The 23,309-nt window shown below is 61.6% G+C and carries 20 protein-coding genes; 5 read left to right on the top strand and 15 right to left on the bottom strand.

Features of this window, described 5'->3' with window-relative positions; translation table 11 throughout:
- Window positions 1-23 precede the first annotated feature (23 nt).
- From C4J83_RS15385 to C4J83_RS15375, 3 genes are all read right to left on the bottom strand, one after another.
- On the bottom strand, window positions 24-1,526 hold the full coding sequence (locus C4J83_RS15385; RefSeq protein WP_119740343.1) for an ATPase domain-containing protein: 1,503 nt from the start codon (window positions 1,524-1,526) through the stop codon (window positions 24-26).
- A gap of 143 nt (window positions 1,527-1,669) precedes the next feature.
- Window positions 1,670-2,728: a tetratricopeptide repeat protein gene (locus C4J83_RS15380; protein ID WP_119740345.1), complete on the bottom strand. Its 1,059-nt coding sequence runs from the start codon at window positions 2,726-2,728 to the stop codon at window positions 1,670-1,672.
- A 77-nt stretch (window positions 2,729-2,805) separates the two neighbouring features.
- A complete protein-coding gene (locus tag C4J83_RS15375; protein WP_124417505.1) occupies window positions 2,806-3,699 on the bottom strand; it encodes a bestrophin family protein in 894 nt (297 codons plus the stop codon).
- A 226-nt stretch (window positions 3,700-3,925) separates the two neighbouring features.
- Between C4J83_RS15375 and C4J83_RS15370 the strand changes: the two genes are divergently transcribed.
- The 5 genes from C4J83_RS15370 to C4J83_RS15350 are packed head-to-tail and all read left to right on the top strand — an operon-like array spanning window position 3,926 to window position 9,483.
- On the top strand, window positions 3,926-5,575 hold the full coding sequence (locus C4J83_RS15370; RefSeq protein ID WP_124417504.1) for an AMP-binding protein: 1,650 nt from the start codon (window positions 3,926-3,928) through the stop codon (window positions 5,573-5,575).
- 21 nt (window positions 5,576-5,596) lie between these two features.
- The gene (locus tag C4J83_RS15365) at window positions 5,597-6,364 is read left to right on the top strand and encodes an SDR family NAD(P)-dependent oxidoreductase (RefSeq protein ID WP_124417503.1); all 768 of its coding nucleotides are present in this window, start codon (window positions 5,597-5,599) and stop codon (window positions 6,362-6,364) included.
- A 12-nt stretch (window positions 6,365-6,376) separates the two neighbouring features.
- A complete protein-coding gene (locus C4J83_RS15360) occupies window positions 6,377-7,561 on the top strand; it encodes an acetyl-CoA C-acyltransferase (RefSeq protein WP_124417502.1) in 1,185 nt (394 codons plus the stop codon).
- 9 nt (window positions 7,562-7,570) lie between these two features.
- Window positions 7,571-8,698 carry an acyl-CoA dehydrogenase gene (locus C4J83_RS15355; protein WP_124417501.1) on the top strand — a complete coding sequence of 376 codons (1,128 nt, stop codon included), beginning with the start codon at window positions 7,571-7,573 and terminating at the stop codon, window positions 8,696-8,698.
- Between the two features lie 11 nt (window positions 8,699-8,709).
- Window positions 8,710-9,483 carry an enoyl-CoA hydratase gene (locus C4J83_RS15350; RefSeq protein WP_106579195.1) on the top strand — a complete coding sequence of 258 codons (774 nt, stop codon included), beginning with the start codon at window positions 8,710-8,712 and terminating at the stop codon, window positions 9,481-9,483.
- A 316-nt stretch (window positions 9,484-9,799) separates the two neighbouring features.
- Here C4J83_RS15350 and C4J83_RS15345 read toward each other — a convergent pair whose 3' ends face one another.
- From C4J83_RS15345 to arnC, 12 genes are all read right to left on the bottom strand, one after another.
- The gene (locus C4J83_RS15345; RefSeq protein ID WP_106579197.1) at window positions 9,800-10,951 is read right to left on the bottom strand and encodes an acyl-CoA dehydrogenase family protein; all 1,152 of its coding nucleotides are present in this window, start codon (window positions 10,949-10,951) and stop codon (window positions 9,800-9,802) included.
- 3 nt (window positions 10,952-10,954) lie between these two features.
- Window positions 10,955-12,058, bottom strand: a complete 1,104-nt coding sequence (locus C4J83_RS15340; protein ID WP_124417500.1) for an enoyl-CoA hydratase/isomerase family protein — start codon at window positions 12,056-12,058, stop codon at window positions 10,955-10,957.
- 131 nt (window positions 12,059-12,189) lie between these two features.
- Entirely contained in the window at window positions 12,190-12,900 is a 711-nt protein-coding gene (locus tag C4J83_RS15335; protein ID WP_124417499.1) for an HPP family protein, read from the bottom strand.
- 182 nt (window positions 12,901-13,082) lie between these two features.
- Window positions 13,083-13,259 (bottom strand): hypothetical protein, encoded by a 177-nt coding sequence (locus tag C4J83_RS15330; RefSeq protein WP_237266725.1) that lies wholly within the window; start codon window positions 13,257-13,259, stop codon window positions 13,083-13,085.
- Window positions 13,260-13,590: 331 nt separating this feature from the next.
- Window positions 13,591-15,213, bottom strand: coding sequence for an ArnT family glycosyltransferase (locus tag C4J83_RS15325; protein ID WP_124417498.1), 1,623 nt, complete (start codon window positions 15,211-15,213; stop codon window positions 13,591-13,593).
- A gap of 3 nt (window positions 15,214-15,216) precedes the next feature.
- On the bottom strand, window positions 15,217-16,596 hold the full coding sequence (locus tag C4J83_RS15320) for a UDP-glucose dehydrogenase family protein (protein ID WP_106579201.1): 1,380 nt from the start codon (window positions 16,594-16,596) through the stop codon (window positions 15,217-15,219).
- Window positions 16,593-17,006 carry a 4-amino-4-deoxy-L-arabinose-phosphoundecaprenol flippase subunit ArnF gene (gene arnF / locus C4J83_RS15315; protein ID WP_124417497.1) on the bottom strand — a complete coding sequence of 138 codons (414 nt, stop codon included), beginning with the start codon at window positions 17,004-17,006 and terminating at the stop codon, window positions 16,593-16,595. Before arnF ends, C4J83_RS15320 begins: the two co-directional genes overlap by 4 nt.
- Window positions 17,003-17,350 carry a 4-amino-4-deoxy-L-arabinose-phosphoundecaprenol flippase subunit ArnE gene (gene arnE / locus C4J83_RS15310; RefSeq protein WP_106579203.1) on the bottom strand — a complete coding sequence of 116 codons (348 nt, stop codon included), beginning with the start codon at window positions 17,348-17,350 and terminating at the stop codon, window positions 17,003-17,005. The genes arnF and arnE overlap by 4 nt, the downstream gene beginning before the upstream one ends.
- Window positions 17,347-19,002 (bottom strand): lipid IV(A) 4-amino-4-deoxy-L-arabinosyltransferase, encoded by a 1,656-nt coding sequence (arnT, locus tag C4J83_RS15305; RefSeq protein ID WP_119740366.1) that lies wholly within the window; start codon window positions 19,000-19,002, stop codon window positions 17,347-17,349. Before arnT ends, arnE begins: the two co-directional genes overlap by 4 nt.
- Entirely contained in the window at window positions 18,999-19,883 is an 885-nt protein-coding gene (gene arnD, locus C4J83_RS15300; RefSeq protein WP_124417496.1) for a 4-deoxy-4-formamido-L-arabinose-phosphoundecaprenol deformylase, read from the bottom strand. Before arnD ends, arnT begins: the two co-directional genes overlap by 4 nt.
- The gene (gene arnA / locus C4J83_RS15295; protein ID WP_119740370.1) at window positions 19,883-21,874 is read right to left on the bottom strand and encodes a bifunctional UDP-4-amino-4-deoxy-L-arabinose formyltransferase/UDP-glucuronic acid oxidase ArnA; all 1,992 of its coding nucleotides are present in this window, start codon (window positions 21,872-21,874) and stop codon (window positions 19,883-19,885) included. The genes arnD and arnA overlap by 1 nt, the downstream gene beginning before the upstream one ends.
- Complete coding sequence (gene arnC / locus C4J83_RS15290; protein WP_124417495.1) at window positions 21,871-22,911, bottom strand: undecaprenyl-phosphate 4-deoxy-4-formamido-L-arabinose transferase; 1,041 nt, start codon at window positions 22,909-22,911, stop codon at window positions 21,871-21,873. Before arnC ends, arnA begins: the two co-directional genes overlap by 4 nt.
- Window positions 22,912-23,309 lie beyond the last annotated feature (398 nt).

Raw genomic sequence — 23,309 nt, 5'->3', positions numbered from 1 at the left:
CTCGGAGGCAGGAGAAACGCCGATCACGATCCCTCTTCCTTGAGCAAGGGTGAGCCGCTGCCGTTGAAAGTCGGGATGCCGCGCAGCACGCCCTGGAAGTTGTCGAGCGGCTCGCCCACCGTCATGCCACGGCTGCCAATGCGGTACTCGCGAATGGTCGACTCATGCGAACCGGTGCGCTTTTTGATGATCGAGATGGCCCGGCGTACCTTGCCCAGTGCTTCGAAGTAACGCAGCAAAATCACGGTATCGGCCAGGTACGTAATGTCGACAGGGGCTTGCATGTCACCGACCAGCCCGTGCTGGGCGACGGTCATGAACGTGGCAGCTCCCCGGCGATTGAGGTACAGCAACAGCTCATGCATGTGCAGGATCAGCGCGTTTTCTTCCGGCATCGCCGCCTGGTAGCCGTTGATGCTGTCGATGACCACGGTTTTGATCCCGCGCTCGTCAACACAACGGCGCACTCGGTGCGAGAACTCGCCGGGCGACAACTCGGCCGCGTCCACCTGTTCGATCAGCAGGTTGCCGGTGTCCTGCAGGGCAGCGAGGTCGATGCCCATGTTTTTCATGCGTTCGAACAACAAACCCAGTTCTTCGTCGAAGATAAACAGCGCAGCTTTCTCGCCACGCGCCACAGCCGCTGCGGCGAAAATCATGGAAATCAGGGATTTACCGGTGCCCGCAGGGCCAAGAATCAGGCTGCTGGAGCCGGTTTCGACGCCGCCGCCCATCAGCCTGTCCAGTTCGACAATGCCGCTGCTCAGGGTCTGGCGGACATACCCGCCGCGATGCTCGGCGGCGACCAGCCGCGGGAACACATGCACGCCGTCGCCCATGATGGTGAAGTCATGAAAGCCGCCGCGGTATTTTTGCCCACGGTATTTCACCACCCGCACCCGGCGGCGTTCGGCGCCGTAGTTGGGCGTCAGTTCTTCCAGGCGAATCACCCCGTGCGCCACGCTGTGTACGGTTTTATCCAGCGATTCGGTGGTCAGGTCATCCAGCAGCAGCACGGTGGTGTCGTAGCGCACGAAGTAATGCTTGATTGCCAGGATCTGCCGACGATAACGCAGGGAGCTTTGCGCGAGCAGACGGATCTCCGAAAGGCTGTCGATGACCACGCGGGTCGGTTTGACCCGCTCCACCACTTCAAAAATTTGCCGTGTGGCTTCGCCCAGCTCCAGGTCGGAGGAGTACAGCAGGCTTTGCTGATGGTTGGCGTCGAGCAGGCTCTCTGGCGGGGTCAGCTCGAAGATGTGGATATTGTCATCCAGGTCCCAGCCATGGGACTTGGCGCCCTGACGCAATTCGCGCTCGGTTTCGGAGAGGGTGATGTACAGCGAACGTTCACCGTTCTTCGCACCGGCCTGCAAAAAATGCAGCGCAATGGTGGTTTTGCCCGTGCCGGGTTCGCCTTCCAGCAGGAACAGGTGGCTGCGCGATAACCCCCCGGAAAGAATGTCATCAAGACCTTCGATGCCGGTGGCCGCCTTTTCACTGAACAGCTCGTTGGATGTAGACAAGAAGTGCCCTCAGGTCACGTACAAATAGAGGAGCGCGCCGCCTCGGGCGCGCCATATTCACTTGACCGTGGAGGCCCGTGGCGGTTCAACGTTTCGCGAAAATTGTACAAGCCTGGGTATGGATTACAACTTTTTGCAATGCCCTACAGACCTTGCTGCAACGCCGGGTCATCCGGGTTCTGTTGCTCAAGTTGCGCCAGCAATACCTGCACGTTTTGCAGCTGGCCGCTTTCTTTCCAGTAATTGACCAGCAACACCCGCGCCTTGCGGTTGGCCGGATGGCGCTGAATGATGTCTTCCAGCTGACGCTGGGCGGCTTCCAACTCTTCCTGGGCGTGCAGGGTCGTGGCGAGGTCGTAACGGTAATCCTGATTGTCCGGTTCAAGCTCTACCGCTTTGGACAGGCCGAGCAGGGCGTACGGGCGCTCGCCATGGTGCAACAGCCACATGCCCAGCGCATGCTGCAGGTAAGCCGAGTCGGGGTGAGCCGCCAACTGACGTGCCAGCAGTTGCCGCGACTCATCGGTCTTGCCTTGTTTGTCCAGCAGTTCGATTTGCGCGACCACCGCCTGCAGGTTGTCCGGTTGCAAGCGCATGGCCTGTTCGAGGGCATTTTGGGCGTCTGGCAGCAGCGCACTATGGATGTAGAGGCGCGCCAGTTGAATCCAGCTTTCGGCCGTTTCCGGCTCACTTTTGAGGGTTTTCACAAACTCATCGAGCACTTGCTGCAACGGCCCGAAGTACAGCCCCAGGGTGTCCGGCGACAGACCGAGCAAGGCATTGGCGGCAGCAAAGCGCACCGCCTGTTCGGAATCGTCGAGCACCGGCCCCAGCAACAAGACGCGTTGGCCGCTGGGCACCAGGCCGACAATGCTGTGGATCGCCGCCTCACGCACCACTGGCGAATCATTGGCCAGGTCTTTGTCGGCGAGCTTCAGCGCCTGCGGGCTTGGGTAGTTGGGCAATTCGGCGTGCAAGGCAGCGCGACGTTCAGGCGACAGGTCCGGCCGGCCGAGCTGTTGGTACAGCACGCGCGCGGCGCCGGGTTCGCCGTTATGCGCCTGCTTCAAGGCTTTGGCGTAACCATGGGCAATCGCCGGCGGCACGGCCACCGGGGTAGGGCGGGAGAAAAACCAGGTGAGCAACACAATCAACAACAGGGCGCACAGGCCGATGATGGAGTAACGGCGTGACTTTGACATGCAGGCGTCCAAAAGCTGGTGGCAGCTAGTGCAAAGCCATCAGCTTCGGTCAGACCACGGCGAGTGTCAAACCCGCATCAGGTCAGCACGTATTCAATCGGTTCCAGGGCAGGCGGTAAGTCGCTTTCGCCGAGAGCGGCAAGAATCTCCCGCTCCAACGTGCGCACGATGGCATTGCACGGCAGGTCATTTTCATCAAAACCGAACGGGTCTTCTAGGTCGTCGCCGATTTCATCCAGGCCAAAGAAGGTGTAGCTGACGATGGCGGTGAACACCGGCGTCAGCCAGCCCAGCGGCTCGGCCATGGCAAACGGCAGCAGAATGCAGAACAGGTAGATGGTGCGGTGCAACAACAGCGTGTAAGGAAAGGGCAGCGGCGTGTGCTTGATCCGCTCGCACGACGCCTGCACCTGGCTGAGGCTGACCAGTCGGGTTTCCAGCTGGGTGTAGCGCCATTCGCTGATGACGCCTTGCTCGGCCAGCCCGGAAAAGCGCGCGCCCAGTAGTTGCAGCACAGCGTCTGGAAGGTTCGGGTGCGCGCGAACAACGCCGATCCACGGCGTGATGGCGCCGGCCTCGTCTTCATGGCGCAGGCGCGCAATCAGGCCATGGGCAAAGCCGCACAGACCGCGCAGTAGCCCACTGCGCTCAGCCGGGTCAGTCAGCACCTGGGTTTCGCGGATCAGCGAGCGCACATCGATGATCATTTGCCCCAGCTGCTTGCGGCCTTCCCACCAGCGGTCATAGCAAGCGTTATTGCGAAAGCTCATGAAGATCGACAACGACAAGCCCAGCAAGGTGAACGGCGTGGCGTTGACCTTGGAAAAATACGCCGGGTGCAAGGTTTCAACCAGCACGATCACCGAGGCCAGCAAGGTCACCAGCAGGCTGCGCAGCGCGATGCGCTTGGCAATCGAGCCCTTGAGGGAAAACAGGATGCCCAGGAGGTTGGGTTTGGGACGAACGATCATTGCAGGGAGGCTTCTTTGGTGGTGCAGGCCCCAAGGTTAGAAGCAACCCGGGCGGGCGTCCAATCACTTGAACTGACCGGCTGATCAGCGCGCTCAATGATTGGCCAAACCAGTCAGCCAAGTTGAAGGCTTTGACCATTGCTGCTGTAACGCTGCAGAGCGACTATTTCCACGGTTTACGTGTTCAAAAACGTCCTGAAAATAAAAACCACAAGGATTTGAAGCGATGCGTGAGTATTTGGCTGCCACTACCGAGTTTGATTACCAGCACACCGTCGACGCCGCACTGGCCGGCAACCTGCAGGCACTCAATGCCTGCGTGGAATGCTGCGACCGGCATGCGCTGCCGGGCCGCATCGCGCTGTTCTGGGAAGGCAAGGACGGGCGCAGCGCCACGTCCACCTTCACAGACTTGCAGGACCAGGCCGCCCGCTTCGCCAATTTCCTCCTGGCCCAGGGCGTCAAACGCGGCGACAAGGTGGCCGGCCTGCTGCCGCGCACCGCAGAATTGCTGGTGGTGGTGTTCGCCACCTGGCGCATCGGCGCGGTCTATCAGCCGCTGTTTACCGCTTTCGGGCCCAAGGCCATTGAACATCGCTTGAGCAGTTCGGGCGCCGCACTGGTGGTCACCGACGCGGTGAATCGGCCCAAGCTTGCGGACGTGGAAGGTTGCCCGACCATCGTTACCGTCGCCGGGGCCAGGGGCGAAGGCATCGTGCGTGGCGACTACAGCTTCTGGGCCGAACTGCCGAATTATTCCAACGCCTGCGAGCCGGTGATGCTGGACGGTGACGCGCCGTTTTTGCTGATGTTCACCTCGGGCACCACCGGCCCGTCGAAAGCCCTGTCGGTGCCGCTCAAGGCCATCGTTGCCTTTGAGCGCTACACCCGCGACGCAGTAGACCTTCGCCCCGAAGACGCGTTCTGGAACGTTGCCGACCCGGGTTGGGCTTACGGCATCTATTTTGGCGTGACCGGGCCGTTGTCCATGGGCCACCCGATCACCTTTTACGATGGGCCGTTCACCCTGGAGAGCACCTGCCGGGTGATCAACAAGTACGGCATCACCAACCTGACGGGCTCACCGACCGCGTACCGCCTGCTGATTGCCGGCGGTGAGCAGTTCGCCCGCGCGATCAAGGGCAAACTGCGCATTGTCAGCAGCGCCGGCGAACCCCTGAACCCGGAAGTGATCCGCTGGTTCGCCGATAACCTGGGCGTGACCATCCACGACCACTATGGCCAGACCGAACTGGGCATGGTGCTGTGCAACCACCATGGCCTGGCGCATCCGGTGCATGTTGGCTCAGCCGGCTTTGCCTCGCCGGGGCACCGCATCGTGGTGCTCGATGACAACCATCAGGAACTGCCCGCCGGCCAGCCGGGCATTCTCGCCATTGACCGCGAACAGTCGCCGATGTGCTGGTTCGCCGGTTACGACGGCGTGAAGACCAAGGCCTTTGTCGGCAAGTACTACCTCAGCGGCGACACCGTGGAGCTGAACCCGGACGGCAGCATCAGTTTTGTCGGGCGCAGTGATGACGTGATCACCACCTCTGGCTACCGCGTCGGCCCCTTCGACGTGGAAAGCGCCCTGGTTGAGCACCCGGCCGTGGTCGAAGCCGCGGTGGTCGGCAAGCCCTGCCCGGAACGCACCGAGCTGGTGAAAGCCTTTGTGGTGCTCAACGAGCAATACCGCGCTACGCCTGAACTGGCCGAAGAGCTGCGCCTGCACGTGCGCAAGCGCCTCGCCGCGCATGCCTACCCGCGAGAAATCGAATTTGTCAGCGACTTGCCGAAAACCCCGAGCGGCAAGCTGCAACGTTTTATTTTGCGTAATCAGGAAATCGCCAAGGCTCAAGCAGCCTTGGCGTGATCCCTTTCAAAGGAACTAAAGATGCAGATTGAAAACAAGGTATTCCTGGTCAGCGGCGGGGCTTCGGGCCTCGGCGCGGCCACCGCTGAGATGCTGGTAGCCGCCGGTGCCAAGGTGATGCTGGTGGACCTCAACGCCGAAGCCGTCGCGGCCAAGGCCCGGCAGTTGGGTGATAACGCCCGCAGCGCCGTGGCGGACATCAGCCAGGAAGCCGCTGCCGAAGCGGCCGTGCAAGCAGCCGTCGCCGCGTTCGGCGGTTTGCATGGGTTGGTGAACTGCGCCGGTGTGGTGCGTGGCGAGAAAATCCTCGGCAAGAACGGCCCGCATGCGCTGGCAAGCTTTGCCCAAGTGATCAACGTCAACCTGATCGGCAGCTTCAACCTGCTGCGCCTGGCCGCCGCCGCCATCGCTGAAACCGAGGCGAATGCCGACGGCGAGCGTGGCGTGATCATCAATACCGCGTCGGTGGCCGCCTTTGACGGGCAGATCGGCCAGGCGGCGTATGCCGCGTCCAAAGGCGCCATCGCCAGCCTGACGCTGCCGGCTGCCCGCGAACTGGCGCGCTTTGGCATCCGGGTCATGACCATCGCCCCAGGCATTTTCGAAACGCCCATGATGGCCGGCATGACCCCAGAGGTGCGCGATTCCCTGGCCGCCGGCGTGCCATTCCCGCCACGCCTGGGCAAACCGGCCGAGTACGCCGCGCTGGTGCGGCACATCATTGAAAACAGCATGCTCAATGGCGAGGTCATCCGTCTCGACGGCGCCTTGCGCATGGCCGCCAAGTAAGGAGAATTTTTCATGCACGATCCGATTGTTATCGTCAGCGCCGTCCGCACGCCCATGGGCGGGTTCCAGGGCGACCTCAAGGGCCTGAGTGCGCCGCAACTGGGTGCCGCCGCGATTCGCGCCGCCGTCGAACGCGCCGGCATCGCCCCGGACGCGGTGGATGAAGTGCTGTTCGGCTGCGTATTGCCCGCCGGCCTCGGCCAGGCGCCTGCGCGTCAGGCAGCGCTGGGCGCCGGGCTGGACAAGGCCACGCGCTGCACCACGCTGAACAAAATGTGTGGTTCGGGCATGGAGGCGACCATTCTCGCCCACGACTCGCTGCTGGCCGGCAGTGTCGAGGTGGTGGTGGCCGGTGGCATGGAGAGCATGTCCAACGCGCCGTATCTGCTGGACCGCGCGCGCAGCGGCTACCGCATGGGCCACGGCAAGGTGCTCGACCACATGTTTCTCGACGGCCTTGAAGACGCCTACGACAAGGGCCGCCTGATGGGCACCTTTGCCGAAGACTGTGCCGAGCACAACGGCTTTACCCGTGAAGCCCAGGACGCCTTCGCCATTGCCTCGCTGACCCGTGCCCAGGAGGCGATCACCCACGGCAGCTTCGCCGCCGAGATCGTCCCGGTGCAGGTCACCGTCGGTAAAGAGCAAAAAACCATCCTGCATGACGAACAGCCCCCCAAAGCCAAGCTGGACAAGATCGCCAGCCTGAAACCGGCTTTCCGCGAAGGCGGTACGGTGACGGCGGCCAACTCCAGTTCGATCTCTGACGGCGCGGCGGCGCTGCTGCTGATGCGTCAGTCCGACGCGCAAAAGCGTGGGCTCAAACCGCTGGCAATCATCCATGGGCACGCGGCGTTCGCCGACGAGCCGGGGCTGTTCCCGGTGGCGCCGGTGGGGGCGATTCGCAAGCTGATGAGCAAGACCGGCTGGCACCTTGGCGAAGTGGATTTGTTCGAGATCAACGAAGCCTTTGCGGTGGTCAGCCTGGTGACCATGAGCAAGCTGGAAATCCCCCACAGCAAGGTCAACATCCACGGCGGCGCCTGCGCGCTGGGGCATCCGATCGGCGCTTCGGGCGCGCGCATTCTGGTGACCTTGCTCTCGGCGCTGCGCCAGAAAGGCCTCAAGCGCGGCGTTGCGGCCATTTGTATCGGCGGCGGTGAAGCCACGGCCATGGCCGTTGAATGCGTGTATTAAGGACTTTTTATGCTGCCCAATGACGAACAACTGCAAATCAGCGAAGCAGCCCGGCAATTTGCCCAGGAGCGCTTGAAACCGTTCGCTGCCGAGTGGGACCGCGAGCACCGCTTTCCCAAGCAAGCCATCGGCGAGATGGCCGAGCTGGGCTTTTTCGGCATGCTGGTACCGGAACAGTGGGGCGGTTGCGACACCGGCTACCTGGCCTATGCGATGGCCCTGGAGGAAATCGCCGCCGGTGACGGCGCGTGCTCGACCATCATGAGCGTGCACAACTCGGTGGGCTGCGTGCCGATTCTGAAATTCGGCAACGATCAGCAGAAAGAACAGTTCCTCACGCCGCTGGCCAGCGGTGCCATGCTCGGCGCCTTTGCGCTGACCGAACCGCAGGCCGGTTCCGATGCCAGCAGCCTGAAAACCCGCGCGCGCCTGGACGGCGATCACTACGTGCTCAATGGCTGCAAACAGTTCATCACCTCCGGGCAAAACGCCGGGATCGTGATCGTGTTTGCGGTCACCGACCCGGCCGCCGGCAAGCGCGGGATCAGCGCGTTTATCGTGCCCACCGACTCACCGGGTTACACCGTCGCACGGGTCGAAGACAAGCTCGGCCAGCATGCGTCCGACACCTGCCAGATTCTGTTTGAAGACGTGAAGGTGCCGGTCGCCAACCGATTGGGCGAGGAGGGTGAAGGCTACAAGATCGCCCTGGCCAACCTTGAAGGCGGCCGCGTCGGCATCGCTTCGCAATCGGTGGGCATGGCGCGTGCGGCATTTGAAGCCGCACGTGACTATGCACGCGAGCGCGAAAGCTTCGGCAAAACCTTGATCGAACACCAGGCCGTGGCGTTTCGCCTGGCAGACATGGCCACGCAAATTGCCGTCGCCCGGCAGATGGTGCATTACGCCGCCGCCCTGCGCGACAGCGGCAAGCCAGCCTTGGTCGAGGCTTCGATGGCCAAGCTGTTCGCCTCGGAAATGGCCGAAAAAGTCTGCTCGGCCGCCTTGCAAACCTTGGGCGGTTACGGTTACCTGAGCGACTTTCCCTTGGAGCGGATCTACCGCGATGTGCGGGTCTGCCAGATTTACGAAGGCACCAGCGATATCCAGCGCATGGTCATCTCACGCAATCTTTAAGGAGCCATTCCATGAGTTACGAAACCATTTTGCTCGAGGTCCAGGGCCGCGTCGGGCTGATTACCCTCAATCGCCCGCAAGCCCTGAACGCCCTGAATGCGCAACTGGTCAGCGAGTTGAACCAGGCGCTGGACAGCCTGGAAGCCAACCCGCAAATCGGCTGCATCGTGCTGACCGGCTCGAAAAAAGCCTTCGCCGCCGGTGCCGACATCAAGGAAATGGCCGAGCTGACCTACCCTCAGATTTACCTGGACGACCTGTTCAGCGACAGCGACCGCGTAGCCAACCGGCGCAAGCCGATCATTGCCGCCGTCAACGGCTTTGCCTTGGGCGGCGGCTGTGAACTGGCGTTGATGTGCGACTTCATCCTCGCGGGCGACGGCGCCAAGTTCGGCCAGCCGGAAATCAACCTCGGCGTGCTGCCGGGCATGGGCGGCACCCAGCGCCTGACCCGCGCGGTGGGCAAGGCCAAGGCCATGGAAATGTGCCTGACCGGGCGTTTTATCGATGCGGTGGAAGCCGAGCGTTGCGGGATTGTGGCGCGTATCGTGCCGGCAGATGAGCTGCTGGAAGAGGCGCTGAAGGTGGCGACGCTGATCGCCGGCAAATCCGTGCCGATCAGCATGATGGTCAAGGAAAGCGTGAACCGCGCGTTTGAAGTGAGCCTCTCCGAAGGCGTGCGCTTTGAGCGCCGGGTGTTCCATGCGGCGTTTGCAACGCAGGATCAGAAGGAAGGGATGGCGGCGTTTGTGGCCAAGCGTGCGCCGGAGTTCAACGATAAGTAACCGGCTTCAAGACTGCTGGAACGCAACGTGTGGGAGCGGGCTTGCTCGCGAATGCGCTGGATCAGTCGATACATTCGCTGACTGATACGCCGTATTCGCGGGCAAGCCCGCTCCCACTTTGGTTTTGCAGCGTATTGGTTAGCGTGGGGAGCGCTTGAATACGCTGGCAATCAGGCGAACACGTTCGCCGATTGCAACGTCATCACCGATCAAGGTGTGGGAGCTGGCTTGCCTGCAATAGCTTCACTTCGGTCCAACAGGTGAACCGAGGTGCCTGCGTCGCTGGCAAGCGAGCGCCTGCACAGCCTGTATTAGCTTAGAGCTGGTAGTTCTTCAGCTCGCGCGCGATCACCATCCGCTGAATCTCGCTCGTGCCCTCGTAAATCTGCGTGATTCGCGCATCCCGGTAGTAACGCTCCACCGGATAATCTTCCAGATACCCATACCCACCGTGAATCTGCATCGCTGAGGAGCAGACCTTCTCGGCCATTTCCGAGGCGAACAGCTTGGCCTGGGACGCTTCCGACAGGCACGGCTTGCCGGCACTGCGCAAGCGCGCGGCGTGCAGGATCAGCAACCGTGCGGCATTCAGGCGGGTTTGCATGTCGGCCAACAGGTTGGCGACGCTCTGGTGCTCGATAATCGCCTGGTTGAACTGCACGCGATCGCGCGCATACGCCAGCGCCGCCTCAAAGGCCGCGCGGGCGATGCCCAGGGCCTGGGCAGCAATGCCGATGCGCCCGCCCTCGAGGTTGGACAGGGCGATAGCCAGGCCTTTGCCACGCTCACCGAGCAAATTGGCTTCAGGCACCGTGCATTGGTTGAGGGTGACGGCGCAGGTATCCGACGCGCGAATGCCCATCTTGTGTTCTGTGCGGTCAACCACAAACCCTGGCGTATTGGTGGGCACCAGGAACGCGGAAATGCCTTTTTTGCCCAAGTCCGGATCCGTCACCGCAAACACAATGGCCAGCTTGGCGCGTTTGCCGTTGCTGACAAACTGCTTGGCGCCATTGATCACCCACTGGCCGTCGCGCAGTTCGGCGCGTGTGCGCAGGTTATGGGCTTCGGACCCTGCCTGGGGTTCGGTCAGGCAAAAACAGCCGATGGCCTGGCCACTGGCAAGGTCGGGCAGCCAGGCTTCTTTCTGCGCTTGTGTTCCGTAGTTGAGGATTGGCCCGCAACCGACTGAATTGTGGATACTCATCAGCGCACCGGTGGCGCCGTCGCCGGCCGAGATCTCTTCAACCGCCAGGGCGTAGGCGACGTAATCGACATAGGTGCCACCCCATTCTTCGGGCACCACCATTCCCAGCAGGCCCAGTTCGCCCATCTTCGCGACCAGGGCATCATCGATCCAACCGGCTTTCTCCCACGCTTGGGCATGGGGCGCGATTTCACCGCGGGCAAAGTCGCGCGCCATGTCGCGAATCATCACTTGTTCTTCTGTGTATTCAATATCTTGCATGGCTTATCTCCCAAACTGCTTGAAGTCGTGGAAGAAGCTCTCCACATGGGTGGCGTTCAGGTCGTGGATCGTGGCTGGGCGCCAGCGCGGCGTTTTGTCCTTGTCGATGATCAACGCGCGTACCCCTTCGATCAGGTCGCCGCGCTCGAACCACTGGCGATCCAGGTGCAATTCCAGCGCGAAGCACTGTTCCAGCGGCAGGCGGCGGCCCCGGCGCAGCATTTGCAGGGTGACGGCCATCGCCAGCGGAGAACGGGTCTGCATCAGTGCGACGGTGTTCAGTGCCCACTCATGGGAGTCGGCGACGGTGACTTGCTGCAACTGCTCGACGATGCTTGGCACGTCCGGCAGGGCGAAGAAATGGTCGATGGCCGGGCGCAATGCTGCCAGCGGCGCGTCGGGCAATTGCTGCACAGCCAGTTTGGCGAGTACGCCTTGCAGGTCTTTGAGCGGCGAGTCCTGCCATTGCAGGCGGTCGAGTTTCTGGTCCAGGTCGGCGAGCCGGGTGCTTTCGAGGTACCAGTCCGCCAGCCCGCAATACAACGCGTCGGCCGCGCGAATCTGTACGCCGGTGACGCCCAGGTAAATCCCCAACTCGCCGGGTATGCGCGGCAGGAAGTAGCTGCCGCCCACATCCGGGAAATAACCAATGGCCGTTTCCGGCATCGCCAGGCGGCTGCGCTCGGTGACCACGCGCAGATCAGCGCCTTGCACCAGGCCCATGCCGCCGCCGAGCACGAACCCGTCCATCAGCGCCAGGACGGGTTTGCGGTAATGGTGGATGGCCAGGTCGAGGGCGTACTCCTCGACAAAAAAGTCGGCGTGCAGGCTGTCGCCGTTCTTGAAGCTGTCGTACAGCGAACGGATGTCGCCCCCGGCGCAGAAGGCCTTTTCGCCAGCACCGCGCAGCACCACGGCGTAGACCTGCGGGTCATCCGCCCAGGCCTGTAACTGCGCTGTCAGGCTGCGAACCATGTCCAGGGTGATGGCGTTCAAGCCAGAGGGGCGATTGAGGGTGAGGTGGCCGATGTGGTTGCGAACGTCGGCCAGCACTTCGTCCTGAAGAATTTCGGCGCGGCTTGCTTCGGATGAAACCTGAGCAGTCATCTGTAACTCCCTGCTTTTATTGTTCTTTATCAAGATGTTCGCGGACGAACCTTCTCGCGATCGTACCAGTGCAAATTTGCCCAGTACAACCCGGAATCCTGCAGGTCGTTTTTGCATTTATGCACGCAGGCTCAGGCGGCGCGGCGGGCCAGTACTTCGCCGATGCTGCGGCGTCGCGCATGGCCTTCTGCGGCATGGATCAACTGTTCGAGTTCGCTCGGTTGCACATCGTAAAACTGCTCCATCTCGGCCAGCGCCAGTTTCAAGTCGGCCGCCGTGATGGCCGGGTCTGTTGCGGACGCCGTATTGCCCATGACCGCTGCCGGTGACTCGACCGCACCCCTGGGATAGCGCGCGCGCGTGGCGTTGTTATACGCCAGTGCACACGCCAGCAGCGCACCCGCGCCCAGCATGACCGGCGCCAGCACCTGCCACCCAAGGGCGATGGAGGCCGGGTCTGCCAGTACCAACGTCATTGCCAGGCCACCGGCCGGCGGGTGCAGGCAGCGCAGCCAGCAAATCAGGATAACGGTCATGCCCGCCGCCAGGCATGCGCTGCCCAGCGTACGCCCCAATACGCGGGCGACCAGCAGGGCAACAACACCCGCGCACAAATAGCTGCCGATGATCGACCAGGGTTGGGCCAGCGCGCCGGAAGACACCGCAAACAGCAACACAGCCGAGGCACCCAGCGGGCCAAGCAGGTGCAGCGCGACCTCCATGCCAAACACTTGGGCGCACACCCAAACACTGAACAGCGTGCCCAGGGCCATGCCGATCGCTGCACGGCTCCATTCAGCAGGGCGGGTATTGATTGCAGCAGGTAACCAACGGGTAAGCATTAAAGCGGTCCTGAAATTGCGGGCGAAAAAAAAGGCTTGCCTGGTTGCCCGGAAAAGCCCTTGAAAGTTCCAACGTTTGGGGGAGGAACCTGCACAGTGTGCCGACCTTTGCTCAAGGGCTCCACTGCATATTAATGAGGGTTGAGTGCAAGTTTATTGAAATCAAATTGTTGCAAGTGCGTTCAAATGACTTCGCCGAAAGGAATCAGGCGCGTCATCTGCGCAAAGGGTGGGCTGACATGGCCCAATACGCGCCTGTCGGTCTCTTCATTGAACAGCTGTCTTTGCAGGTTTTCCTGCAGCGTCAGGTCGCTGGCCAGGGGCCCCTTCAACGCCACCAGGGCGTCGCGCAGTGCCATCAACCGATCCAGCCTCGGCACGGGAATTGACATCGGATCTTGCGCCACGGCATTGCCCTCGTATGCGTAAACCGCCGTGTGTATGGGCGGGCCTACTGCGTTCTTGTTATCCAGGGTGCGCCAGCCTCGGGCTGGTGAGATAAGCCAGACGTTGGGGCCGGAATGGGTAAGCGCACCTGGCAAACGAGTCTACATTTGGGTTCCAGGCGCCGGAAGACAAAGTGCACCAGCCGTTACGCATAGCTGTGTAGGTGCTTTCTCGGTTGCAGCAACGAAAACGCCCACTCCAGTTGAAGTGGGCGTCGTCTTGTACACACGGCCAGCACCGCGATCAGGGTGCCGGGGTTTTCCCCAGATGCAGCAGCACATAAGGGTCTTTGTCAAACTCCCCGGTAAGCGTCGGCGTAACCGATTTCAAGCGCGGGTCCTGCAGGTTTTCGAAATCCTGCGCGCTCATCACCAGCCAGGCAGGCCCTTGCAGCGGGGCCAGGTCTGCGGAGGAATGGGTAAACAACGGCACCTTGTCGCAGTTGAAGTTGACCATGAACTTGATGGCTTTCGCATCCTTGCCCAACCCGTGCAATACCACAGGCGCCGGCTGCTGCGTGATCTGGTCTTTGACCGCCAGGGTGAAGGTGCGCGTGTCGTAGAGCGCGCGCTCCAGGGGTTCAACCACCACGATGTAAGTCGTCCAGAGCGCCAGTGCCGCAGCGAAGGCTGGCCCCGTCGCGCGTATCCGCACGTTGAAGACCGCCAGCAGCGCCAGTACCTGAAGCACGCCCAGTACGCCGAATATCACCCCCAGGTTGCCCAGTTGCTCGGCGTAACGTCGGCGCGCCACCACCAGCCCGACGGCCAGCAGTGCCGGCATCAGCGTCCAGATACCCAGCATCAAGGCGCGCAGCCCTGCAAACAGCCGCCCCTGGGTGACCTGGAACGGGTAGGCCGCAAGGATCGCCGCCATCGGCAACATCGGCAGGATGTAGCGCGCCTTTTTTGCCTGAGGCACCGACAAGCCCAGCATCACCAGCAACCCGGCGGCGGCGCAATACAGCACCAGCTGCAAGGCCGGGTCTGGCGTGCGGCGCCCGCCGACGGCCACCGCCACCAGCACCAACAGTGCCAGTGGATAGGCCAGGGCATAATTGCCCAGCGAGCTGGTGAAGTAATACAGCGCGCCGCTGGAGCCTTCGGTGCCATCCATGCGCCCCAGGAACTGCATGCGGATCACGTCTTGCATGAAGTCCTCGCCACCGCTGAGCTTGGCCAGCAACAGCAACAGGCCCACACAGGCCGCCAGCAACGCCAGGGCAATCAGGCCGAAGGTGAACAGTTGGCGCCACTGCCGGTTGAGCAGGTAATAGCTGCACAGCACGCCGGTCGGAATCACCAGGCCGATCGGCCCACGGATGGCGAAGCCGACGATCAGCAACAGGAACAGCCAGTGCAGGCGTTTCGGGCTGGCGAAGTGATCATGCGCATACCCCAGGTAAAACACCGCCAAGGCCACTGCCGCGAGCATCTGGTCGAGGGACACCGCCCGGGTTTCACTGATGAAGGTGCTGCTGAGCAGCAACATCGCAATACTCAGCAGGCCCCAGCGCACGGAGTAGGGCGCCGTCAGCCGATACACCAGCATCACAATCAGCGCCGAAGCGATGGCCGTGGGCAACCAGGCGGTCAAGCTGGTGACCTGGCCCAAGGGCAACGAGAACAACCACGTCAACACGGTCGAGGTGGCCAGGTAATCGGCGTAGGGCTGCCCGTAGGTCGTGGGGAAAAAACTCGGCCCATGACGCAGCATTTCCTGGGCAAACACCACGAAGCGCGAGTCAAACCCGATAATCGCCTGGTGCCAGTTGCCGGCAATAAACAGCACCAGCGCCAGGAGCCCAAGCCCCAGCGACTGGTGACGGATCGTTGCAGTGAGCAGGGGCGGATAAGCTTTGTTCACGTATCAGGCTTCCTTGACCTGCTGTACCCAGTTTTGCTGAGGGATCGGCAGTTCACAGGAGTCGCCACGGCCCATCGGGAAGTACTTGAAGCCTTTGCGTGCCAGGCGTTCGCCGTCATACAGGTTGCGACCGTCGAAGATCACCGGGTTTTTCAGGCGTGCGTGGATCAGGTCGAAATCCGGCGCCTTGAACTGCTGCCATTCGGTGCAGACGATCAGCGCATCGGCGCCGCTCAAGGCCGATTCCGGCGTGCCCAACAGCGTCAGGCGTGACTCGTCGCCGTAGATGCGCTGAGTTTCCTGCATGGCTTCCGGGTCAAATGCACGGACATTGGCACCCGCGGCCCACAAGGCCTCCATCAGCACACGGCTCGGTGCATCGCGCATGTCATCGGTGTTGGGCTTGAACGCCAGGCCCCACAAGGCAAAAGTCTTGCCCTGCAGGTTGCCCTTGAAGTAAGCGTTGATGCGCTCGAACAGCTTGCTCTTCTGGCGCTGGTTGATCGCTTCCACGGCTTCCAGCAAGTCACTGGAGCAGTTGGCTTGCTTGGCGCTGTGGATCAAGGCGCGCATGTCCTTGGGGAAGCAGGAGCCGCCGTAGCCGCAACCGGGGTAGATGAAGTGGTAACCGATCCGCGAGTCGGCACCGATGCCCAGGCGCACGGCTTCGATGTCCGCGCCCAGGTGTTCGGCCAGCTCGGCGATCTGGTTGATAAAGCTGATCTTGGTCGCCAGCATGCAGTTGGCGGCGTACTTGGTCAGTTCGGCGCTGCGCAGGTCCATGAAGATGATGCGGTCATGGTTGCGGTTGAACGGCGCGTAGAGGTCGCGCATCACTTCACGCACTTCCTCGCGCTCGCAGCCAATGATGATGCGGTCCGGACGGCGGCAGTCGGCGACGGCCGAGCCTTCCTTGAGAAATTCCGGGTTGGAGACGATATCGAACTCCAGCTGCCGGCCGGCGGTGCGCAGGTTCTTTTCGATGTGCGCACGCAGGGTGTCGCCGGTGCCGACGGGAACGGTGGATTTTTCCACCAGGATCACCGGCTCCACGCGGTGGCGGGACACGGCATCGCCCACCGACAGCACGTATTTGAGGTCGGCCGAGCCGTCTTCATCCGACGGCGTGCCCACGGCAATAAACAGCACTTCACCGTGTTCGACCGCGAGCTTTTCATCGAAGGTAAAGTGCAGGCGCCCGCTTTCCAGGTTTTCCTTGACCATGGCCGCAAGCCCCGGCTCGAAGATGGTCACATGGCCTTTCTGGAGCGACTCGACCTTGCTCTTGTCCACGTCCATGCAGATCACATCGTGACCGACTTCGGCCAATACGGTGGCCTGCACCAGACCGACGTAACCGCTACCAAATACACTGATTTTCATGGGACATTCCTGGGGCTTGCAACGCTAGCACGACGAGAGTTAATAACCAGAACACCGAGGATGACCAACGCCACCCCCAGGGTTTTTGAAAGCGAAAAAGCTTCGTGGAACACCGGCAGGCTGGCAGCCAGCAGGTAGACCAACGCGTAGCTGATGCTGAGCAGCGAATAGGCGCGACCCAGCGGCAAATGCTTGAGTGCGCCAAGCCAGCACAGCATCGACAGCGCATAGGCGATGATCGCCAGGATCACCACGCCCAAGGCGCCGAGGTCGATGGCATTGCTGTTGAACGCATTCAGCCAGTCGGCTGGCAGCGGCAGGCGCGTCATGCTCCAGCGCATGCCCAATTGGGCGGCGCTGACCAGGCCGACACTGCCTAGGGCCAGGGCAAAGCCTTGAGTCCGGCTCATACGTGACGCCCCAGCAACACCACACCGCCGATCACCAGCGCCACGCCCAGCCAGTGCCGGCCGTCGATGTGTTCATGGAAAACAAAGCGCGCCATCAGCGTGACCAGTACAAAATTCAGGCTGAGCATCGGGTAGGCGATGCCCACTTCCAGGCGCTGCAACACCAGCAGCCAGACCAGCAGGCCCAGGCCCAGGCACACCAGCGCCGACCACAGCCACGGCGAGCGCAATTTGGGCGCCCAACCCTCCGGCTGGTCGCGCCAGCTTTCCACGGCAAACTTTTGCGAGACCTGGCCCATGCACGTCAGCAGGCATGCGCCCAGCAATAGAAGCAGGGTGATCATTGCGCGGCCTGTGGGAAAATCAGGATCACAATGTTGCCTTGCTCATAGCGTTTACCGTCCTTGGGCAGCAGGTTGACTTCGGCGACTTCATCGTCACCCTTGACCCGCATGACCACACCGACAGAACCTTTCTTGCGCGCCTCGCTCATCCATTGCTGGACTTCGTGGGTATCGATCCTGCGGTGCGCGGTGTCCGGGTAGGCGATGCCGTATTTCACTTCGCCGACCGTGTTGTAGAGGCTGACGTCCGGACGCCCCATGCGCCACGACAGCGCCGAGGCCGCGCCAAGGTCATTGCTGAGCAGGGAGGCAGTGGGTTGCAGTTCGTCCAGGTGATCGATGATGAACTGGTCCGGGGTCTTGTTGTAAACCACCGAATGCGGCAAGGCGGCGGGCACCAATGCCACCAGCAGCCAGCTGCCGATCACCGGCGCGGCCCACAGTTTCAGCGGGCGCGCCGCCTGGAGCAGGTTGACCACGATCCAGCCGAACAGAAAGGTGAACAGCAGCACCAGGCTGAGGGTTTCTTCGCCGTGGTCATACACAGGCTTTTTCAATTGGAACCAGCTGAGCGCCAGCACCGCCAGAACACCCAGCGCCAGGTTCAACCAGCCGTTGATGCGCAAGGCCCGGCCGTGGCCCAGGGCGAGCTTGTCGCTCAGGGTCGAGCCCATCAACAAGGCCAACGGCAGCAGGCACGGCATGATGTACGACGGCAGCTTGCCTTTGGCCAGGCTGAAAAATGCCAGGGGCATCAGCAGCCACAGCAACAGGAAGGCGGTCTGCGGCAGGCGTTTTTGCAGCCACGCCTGTTTGATCGTGGACGGCAACAGCGCAATCCACGGCAGCGAGAACGCGACCATCAGCGGCAGATAGAACCAGAACGGCTCGGCGTGCTGGGCGTCATCACCGGCAAAGCGCTGGATATGCTCGTGCCAGAAGAAGAAGTTCCAGTAATCCGGCTCTTGCAGGTGCACGGCCAGCGCCCAGGGCAGGCTGACGATAATGGCCACGACCACGGCAACCACGCCGTACCCGAGTAACTCACGAAAACGCTTCTGCCAGATTGCATAGGGCAGGGCGATCAACACCGGCAGCAACCAGGCCAGAAACCCCTTGGTCATGAAACCCATGCCGCAGGCAAAACCCAGCAACGCCCAGGACCCCAAGCGGCCCTGGCGGGTGCTGCTGTCAAAGCAGAACCACAGCGCAACGCCGGTCAGGTTGACCCAGAAGGTGAATTGCGGGTCCAGGTTGGCGTAGCCACCCAGCAATGCCACGCTGACAAAGCTCATGTACAGCACGGTGCTGACCAGGCTTTTTTGCGGGTCATTCCACAAGCGGCGCGACACCAGGTAAACCAGCAGAATGCTCAGCCCGGTGCTCAGGGCCGAAGCAAAGCGCACACCGAACAGGTTCTGACCGAAGATCGCCTGGCCCAGCGCGATCATCCAGTAGCCGGCAGCGGGTTTCTCGAAGTAGCGGATGCCCATGAAATGCGGCGAGGCCCATTTGCCGGTCAACAGCATTTCCTGGCTGATCTGCGCGTAACGGGTCTCATCGGGAATCCACAGGCCGTGGCTGGCCAGCGGTAACAGGTAAAACACGCCAAACGCCAACAGGAGCAGGGGCAGTGCCCAGCGCCGGATCATGCCTGCTGCACTCCGAGCCAACCCTCACGGCCGCTCAACGCGCCGCGCACCAGGTGTTGCTGGGGCAGGGTGGTCACATCCGCGGGCAGCAGGTCGCCCAGGGGTTGAAAGTCGATGCCGCGCTGCCCGGCCTGGGCAAGCAACTGGCGAAAATCATCAGCCATCAGAATCCCTTCTACTTCTGCGTGGATCGTGTAGACGTTCAGCTTCGACGCGTTAAACCGGTCAAGAATGAAGCTGTTGAAGTCTTTGGCAGCCACTACCGGCCCGACCACTTCGTCGAAGGTCGGCAGGTCTACCGGAATTTGTGGGGTGCCCGCACTGCCATCGGCCAAGGTCGGACGAAACAGGCTGGTGCCCCGGCAATCGCTGTTGTAGCGAAAGTTGAACGTTTGCTTGGCTTGCACCACGCGCTCATCGGCACGCCAACCGGCGGCCGCTGAACAGTCGATGCGTTCACCCAGAATGTCGCTCAGGGTGTCTACGCCACGACGGATCTGCTCGATGAGCTGTGCCTCGCTCCAGCGCCCGGTGTTGGCCTGCCAGCCGTGGTGATCCCACGCGTGCAGGCCGACTTCATGGCCGGCCGCCTTGGCCTGGCGCATCAAGTGCCCCAGGTCACGGCCAATCGGTTTGCCCGGCCAGGCGGTGCCGGCCAGCAAGATATCCCAGCCATACAGCCCGGCGGCATTGGAACGCAGCATCTTCCACAGAAATTGCGGGCGGATCAGGCGCCACAAGTGGCGCCCCATGTTGTCCGGCCCAACGCTGAAGAAGAACGTCGCTTTAACCCCGGCTTCATCCAGGGATTCGAGCAACCGCGGCACACCTTCACGGGTGCCACGGTAGGTGTCGACGTCAATGCGCAAGCCTGCCTTCATTACTTCTTGTCCGCGATTTCGAGCATGGCTTCCTTGAGGAAGAAGTCCAGGGTGTTGCCGATGGTTTCGCTCATCTCAACGGTAGGCTCCCAGTTCAGCAGGCGCTTGGCGTTTTCGATGCTTGGCTTGCGGTGTGCCACGTCCTGGTAACCGGTGCCGTAGAACGCCTTGCTCTCTACGTCGCGGAAACCGGCGAACGGCGGGAAGTTGCTGCGCAGCGGGTGAGCTTCGAACTGACGCAGCAGTTCTTCGCCCAACTGACGGATGCTGGCTTCGTTTTCCGGGTTACCGATGTTGATGATCTGACCGTTGCAGTTGTCATTGTCGTTATCAATGATGCGCGCCAGGGCTTCGATGCCGTCGGCGATGTCAGTGAAGCAGCGCTTCTGCTCGCCACCGTCGAACAGACGGATCGGCGTGCCTTCCACCAGGTTCAGGATCAACTGGGTGATGGCGCGAGAGCTGCCGATACGCGCAGAGTCCAGACGGTCAAGGCGCGGGCCCATCCAGTTGAACGGACGGAACAGGGTGAACTTCAGGCCTTTGTCGCCGTAGGCCCAGATCACGCGGTCCAGCAGTTGCTTGGAGACCGAGTAGATCCAGCGCTGCTTGTTGACCGGCCCGACGACCAGGTTGGAGGTGTCTTCGTCGAAGTACTGGTCCTGGCACATGCCATAGACTTCGGAGGTCGACGGGAAGATCACGCGCTTGTTGTACTTGACGCAGTAGCGAACCAGTTTCAGGTTCTCTTCGAAGTCCAGTTCGAACACGCGCAGCGGGTTACGGGTGTATTCGATCGGCGTGGCGATGGCCACCAGCGGCAGGACCACGTCGCACTTCTTGATGTGGTACTCGATCCACTCGGAGTGAATGCTGATGTCGCCTTCCACGTAATGGAAGTTCGGGTGGCTGCGCAGGCGCTCGATGGCGTCGGAGCCGATGTCCAGGCCGTAGATTTCGTAACGGTCGTCACGCAGCAGGCGCTCGGACAGGTGGTTACCGATAAAGCCGTTCACACCCAGGATCAGTACGCGGGTACGGCGTGGCTTGCGGCCGGACTCGGCGCCGCGCAGCACGGAACCGTCCACCAGGCCCAGTTCATCCGCCAGCGAAGGGCCGGCCAGGTACAGGCCGTTTTCGTTGCGCTGGCCGAACTTGACCACCAGCGAGTCTTCGCCGCAGGCAATGCGCAGCGGGTTAACGCTGATTACGCGGCCTGGGGCCAGGCCTTCGTTGCCCTTGACCACTTCAGCGTGCCAAACGATCAGTTTGTGCTCGCCCACAGCGCAGAAGGCGCCCGGGTACGGTTGGGTGACGGCGCGAACCAGGTTGAACAGCTCTTCAGCCGGCTTTTTCCAGTCCAGCTTGCCATCGGCAGCGGTGCGACGGCCAAAGTAGGTGGCCTTGGTTTCGTCCTGTGCGGTTTCAGCCAGTTTGCCCTGGGCCAATTGCGGCAGTGCATCGCGCAGCAGGCTGGTGGCGGCGTCACGCAGCTTGGCGTGCAGGGTCAGGCCGGTGTCGGTACGGTCGATGACGACTTTCTGCTGGGCCAGGATCGGGCCGGCATCGGCGCGCTTGACCATACGGTGCAGGGTCACGCCGGTTTCGGTTTCGCCGTTGACCAGCACCCAGTTGGCCGGTGCACGGCCACGGTATTGCGGCAGCAGGGAGCCGTGCAGGTTGAACGCGCCTTTTTTGGCGGTGGCCAGCAAGGCTTCGCTCAGCAGGTTGCGGTAGTAGAACGAGAAGATGAAATCCGGGTTCAGCTTGGCGATGCGCTCGATCCACAGCGGGTGGTTGGCGTCTTCCGGTGCGTGCACCGGGATGCCGTTGCGGGCGCAGAGTTGGGCGACGGAACCGTAGAAATTGTTTTCCTTGGGGTCGTCGGCATGGGTGAACACGGCAGCAATGTCGTAGCCGGCGGTCAGCAGGGCTTCAATGCCTGCACAGCCAATATCGTGGTAAGCGAAGACAACAGCTTTTGAATTCATGACGAAACCTGATCGGAAGGAGAAGTAGAAGTGGAGGTATGGGAGGACACCAGGCCGTCAACAACGACCACTGGAGCCGGTGCTGCCGGTTGGTTGCGCAGCACTTTTTCAATGAAGAAACGGGGGCGGGCGCGTACATCGCTGTACATGCGACCCAGGTATTCACCCAACAGGCCCATGCCGATGAACTGGCCACCGGTGAACACGAACAGCACCGCGAACAGCACGAACATGCCATCGCCAGCCCACTGTGCACCAAAGGCCAGGCGCAGGATGACCAGCGCAAAGGCGAACAGCACGCCCAGGGCGGCCAAACTGAAACCGACAATCGACAGCAGGCGCAGCGGCGTGGTGGTCATGCACGTCAGCAGGTCGAACATCAGGCTGATCAGGCGCATGGCGCTGTATTTGGATTCGCCGTGCTCACGCTCGGCGTGATGCACCAGGATTTCCGTGGTGTGGCGGGCAAAACCGTTGGCCAGGATCGGGATGAAGGTGCTGCGCTCGCGGCAGGCCAGCATGGCGTCGACGATGGTGCGCCGGTAAGCGCGCAGCATGCAGCCGTAGTCGGTCATGGCCACGCCGGTGGAGCGTTGCACGGCCAGGTTGATCAGGCGCGAAGGCCAGCGGCGGAACGCCGAGTCCTGGCGGTTGTTGCGCACGGTGGCGACCACGTCGTAGCCCAGGGCGGCTTGCTCGACGAGGCGCGGGATTTCTTCCGGCGGGTTTTGCAGGTCGGCGTCGAGGGTAATTACCACTTCGCCACGGCACTGCTCGAAGCCGGCCATGATCGCCGCATGCTGGCCGTAGTTACGGTTGAGGATCACCGCCACTACATGGCTGCCTTCTTGCGCAGCAGCGTCTTCCAGCAATTGGGCCGAATTGTCGCGACTACCATCATCGACCAGGATGATTTCGTATTCGTAGGACAGTTGCTTGCAAGCTGCGCTTGTGCGACGCAGCAATTCAGGCAGGCTCTCTTGTTCGTTGTAGACCGGGATGACGATCGACACGCAATGAATAGGGTAGGGTTTCAAAGATTCATGACCTCGGGGCTAGAGCAGGTTGGCGCGTGAAAACAGCAGTCATCGGCGGCTGAAGGTTCAGAAAACTGATTAAACATAGCGTGGGTTTGCGGTGTTCATTCGACCTTCCTGAGACTGGCAATAATTTCTTCCATGGGCAAGCGTAGTAAAGACGAAATGTCTCAAAGGTAAAGCGTAATCAACAAGTTAGTCCGATAACACGCGCCTCGTTCTCAAGTCCTGGGGCCAAGATTAAGCGGAAAAATGTTGAACGAATATGAAAGGCGGATGAAAAACTCGTTTATTTGACAGGTAGACAGCTAGGGTTCAGCTAAGTAACTGAGGCGCCAGGGGATACCTTGAACCGGTAAAACCGTGGCGTTTTTTGCAGCTTGCAGTGTGCCGCCGGT

Source organism: Pseudomonas sp. LBUM920 (assembly GCF_003852315.1).
Classification (GTDB): Bacteria; Pseudomonadota; Gammaproteobacteria; order Pseudomonadales; family Pseudomonadaceae; genus Aquipseudomonas.
The sequence above is the reverse complement of the archived record's forward strand: the minus strand, read 5'-3'. Positions and strand labels throughout refer to the sequence as shown.